2 protein-coding genes are annotated in these 4,050 nt (G+C 70.5%); both read right to left on the reverse strand.

What is annotated here, in order from left to right; genetic code table 11:
* Positions 1-49: 49 nt before the first annotated feature.
* Positions 50-2,794 carry an AAA family ATPase gene (locus GX015_RS11305; protein WP_291345215.1) on the reverse strand — a complete coding sequence of 915 codons (2,745 nt, stop codon included), beginning with the start codon at positions 2,792-2,794 and terminating at the stop codon, positions 50-52.
* An 11-nt stretch (positions 2,795-2,805) separates the two neighbouring features.
* Complete coding sequence (locus GX015_RS11310) at positions 2,806-4,014, reverse strand: metallophosphoesterase (RefSeq protein ID WP_291345217.1); 1,209 nt, start codon at positions 4,012-4,014, stop codon at positions 2,806-2,808.
* Between the last annotated feature and the right edge of the window lie 36 nt (positions 4,015-4,050).

Consider the following 4,050-nt stretch of genomic DNA (forward strand, 5'->3'; position numbering starts at 1 on the left):
CGAGGGGCGGCCGTGCGGGGCAGCCCGCCGACCGTCGGCCCCGCGATGGTCAGCCCTCTTCCCGATACGGCTGCAGCAGGTCCGCCATGTCCAGGCGGTGGCTGTCGGCGATGCGGGAGAAGCGCTCCGGGTAGCAGGTGAGGACGAGAATCTGACTGTCCTCGCCTGCGCGGGCGAACGCGTTGTTCATCTTCCGCAGGCGATCCGGATCGGAGTAGCCCAAAGCGTCGTCGATGATCACCGGCGCGCCGCCCTCCCCGTCCATCACGCCGGCGACGGCCAGGCGCAGCAACACGTCAATCTGTTCCTGGGCGCCGCCGGACAGCGCATCGAACTCGAAGGTGCCCGAGGCGTTCGACCGGGATTTCACGGCCATGCCCTCGTCCAGCTCGAAGGTCGTGCTGTGCCCGAAGACGGCGCCGCCGTACTGCGCGAGCTTCTGCAACAGCGGTTCGCCGATGGTGCGGCGGGTGTCCCGGCGGGCTTCCTCCAGCGTCTCGTAGAGCAGCTTCGCCGCAGCGGCGCGCCGATTAATGGACTCGAGCTCGCGGCGCAGGCGGGTCCGTTCCGCATCGGCGTCGGCGAGCTCCTCGTTGACGCCGGAGACCGACTTCAATTCGCCCGTCAGGGCGCCACGGCGGATGCGCAGCTTGATCTGCTCGTCGCGCAAACCAGACAGGTGCGACTCCGCCCCCGCCAGCGATGCGTCCGCGTCTTCGGCACCGCGCTCGACGAGCGCCGCCTGCGCCCGTTCGGCGGCGGCGCCGGCCAGATCGAACTTTTCCGCGGCATCGGCCAGGCGCTGCGCCAGCGCCTCATCGTTCTCGCGGCCGCGGGCATCGGTGAGCGCATCGACGGCCCGGCGCACGTCTTCCACGCGGGCATGCTCGTCGGCCTGCTTCGCGTGCAACTCATGGCGGGCGGGGCGGGCGCTCATCGACTGGGCGGCCTGCATCGCGGCCTCGTACTCGCCCGCCGTGGTGCGCTCGCGCTCCTTGGCCTCGTCGAGGATCGTCTGCGCCTCGCCTTCATCGGTGGGCATGTCGACGTCGCCGAAGTCCCCGGCGCCCCCGTCCCCGGCCCCGGCCCCGTCACTGTTGCCGTCAACGTCGCCATTGCCCGACCATCCCGAGATCATGTCGGCGCGGATGGCCGGGTACGCCTCGACATCGGCATCCAGGCCGTCGCGGGCATCGCGGATCTCACCGAGATCCCGGTTGCTCAGCTCGGCCTCCAGCCGCGTGCGGGCGATCTCCAGCTCTGACTCGACGGCGGCCCGGGCCTTGGCCTTCTCCTCGGCCCGCTGGACGGAACTGACGCCCAGTTCGGAGAGGATGTCGTCGAGCTTCTCCTTCGCCAGCGCCGCCCGGCCGGAGTACTCGCCCGCCCCGTCGCCGGGCGTCACGGTGACGGTCACGTCGCCGACCCGGACGCTCGTCGGCGCGGTGACCGGCCGCGTGACCGGCGCCGACCCGACGGAGACGTCCTCGCCATCCACGGACACGGTCGACTCCGACGCCGCGGTGACCGTCAACTCCGACGACGACGCCTCCAGCACCGTCGTCGCCGTGCGCCACTCGTGCTCGGCGTCGTAGGCGCGCTTCGCGTCGTCGCCGGTGATGCGGTGCTCCGCCAAGCGCCGGCGCTTGTCGCGCACGACCTCGTCGAGCTCGCGCACCCTCTCGAGCACGTCCTCCAGTTCCGCGAGCTTGCGGACGTTCGCGCAATGAGTCAGATCGTCTCCCGCCACGTGCAGCAGTCGGCGGGCACGTTCCCGGCGGGCCCGCGTGGCCACGACCTTCGCCTCGATCTCGTCGACTTCCCGCGCCTCCGCCTCCGCGGCCTCGCGCAGCGGCGCGAGCTCTTCGACGACCCGCTCCAGCGACGCCTGCGCCTGCTTCTCCTGGGCGATCAGTTCATCGCGCGCCTCGCGGGACTGGCGGGCGTTCTTCAGCTCCACCGTCGCCAGCGTCACCGCGTCATCCGCCTTCGACTTCGCGTGGCGGAACTCGGCGAGCTCGGACACGGTCCGGCGCCACGTGGCGACCTCGGCCTCGGCCTCGGGCAGCGCGGATTCCAGCGCGGCCCGGCGGGCGTCGTTCTTCTCGGCCTCGTCCACCAGATCCCGGACCTGGGCGACGCGCGCCGACGCCGCCGACCACCGCGCCTCGACCGCTTCCACCGCTTCACGCGCTTCCTTCAGCGACGACTTCTCGCGCCCCTGCGCCGTGTAGTACAGGGCGCGCTCGGCCAGTGCGGCCTCGACGATGGACTTTTGCCCCTCCGTCTCGGCCGTACCGCCCGATGCCTCCTGCAATGCTTCCGTCACCTTGGCGTAGTCGCCCATCTGCAGGGCCTTCTGCTCGGTGCCCTGCCGCGCAACGAAGGCGTTCCACAACTCCCGGGTGCCCTCGCCGCGCGTCAGCTGGTCGAGCCACTGCTGGGCGGCCTCGCCCGTCAGCTGCTGCGACGACGGCTCGATGACGGAGATCTCCGTGGCCGTCGCCGCCCGCGGGCCGGCGAATACCTTGCGCAGCGTGAACCGCGTCTGCCCCAGCGTCATGTCCAGCGTGATGTCCGGGAATGCGTCGCGGTTGTTGGGCCGCAGCGCCTTCGTCTCCTTGCGCTCGGCCTTCGCGGGCCACGACAGCGCCACGTGGATGGCCTCGGCGATGGTCGATTTCCCCATCTCGTTGTCGCCGGCGATGACCACCACGCCGCGATCCGGCAGGTCGTCCACGCGCAGGTGATCGATGCCGCGGACGTTCTTCAACTCGATCGAGTGCAGTTTCATGGCGGCTCCCCTTACTTCCCGGTCCCGGCCAGGCGCGCGAGTAGCGCCAGCGCGTCGGCGGCGGTGCGCCGGTCCTCTTCGGCCAACGACGGGTCCGTCGTCCGCTCCTTCAACCGTTCGGCCGCATCAAGCGGGAACCCGTTGACGCCCAACGAACCGATGTCCCCGTCCTCGGGCACCACCGTGATCTCCGAACCGCTGCCCCGCCGGTACAGCGCGGCGAATGACGGGGCGATCTCGCGCAGCCCGCGCTTCAGCTCGGCGTCGGCGATGAGGTTCAGCGTTCCCCGCAGCGAGTACTTCACGCAGGTCCGGGACTTGTCGCTGAGCATCCGCAGCTCGTCCAACCACGCCCGCGCATCCTCGACCCCGGCGAAATCGCGCTCCATCGCCCGGAAGTCCCACTGCCCGATGTGCGCGGCCTCCACCAGCGGCTCACGGTCGGGCCAGACGTCGACGACGAGCGCATTCCCGGAGTGCTTCTCCTTGTCGTCGTAATCCGTCGTCTCCGGCGACCCCGAAAACCACATCCGCCCGGCATCGTCGAGCTTCTGCGTCGAGTGCGAGTCACCCACCGCGACGTACTGCACGGTTCGCTTGCCGACGGCCTCGGCCACCGCCGCCAGAGACAGCGTCTCGCCGACTTCGGCGCCGAATCCGGCGACCTGGCCGTGGGCGACGGCGATGCGCACGCCCGTGGTGGGCTCGAGCGGCTCGAGAGCTTCGGCGAGCAGATCCGAATCCGGCGACCGGCTGGTCAGCGGCGCCCCGACGATCTCCACGCCCGGGCGCACCTCCACCGGGACCGAGTCGCGCAGCACGTGCACGCCCGACATCGCGACCTCGTCGAACACCTTCCGGTGGTAGATCGACGTCGCATCCAGAGCATCGTGATTTCCCGGCAACAGGTACACGGGCACCGGCAGCTCGCGGATCGCGTCGAGCGCGCGCTGGAAATCGCGCTCGGGCAGGGTATTCGACTCGAAGACGTCGCCGGCCACGACGATGAACTCCGCCCCGCGTTCCTGAGCCAACCTGCCGATGCGCCGAACCGCCTCCAACCTGTCGGCGGAATACCTCGCCTGAGCTTCGCCGTCGCCCTCCTTGAGGAACCACCGCGTCATGCCCAGCTGCCAGTCCGACGTGTGCAGGAACCGCACCGCGCCTTCCGGTGCTCCACCCCGACCGTCGGCCGCCCGCGAATCCCGCCGCTCATCCATGCCCCGATTCCTATCAGAGCCCCCGGATCAACGCCC

Source organism: Corynebacterium sp. (assembly GCF_012837295.1).
Classification (GTDB): domain Bacteria; phylum Actinomycetota; class Actinomycetes; order Mycobacteriales; family Mycobacteriaceae; genus Corynebacterium.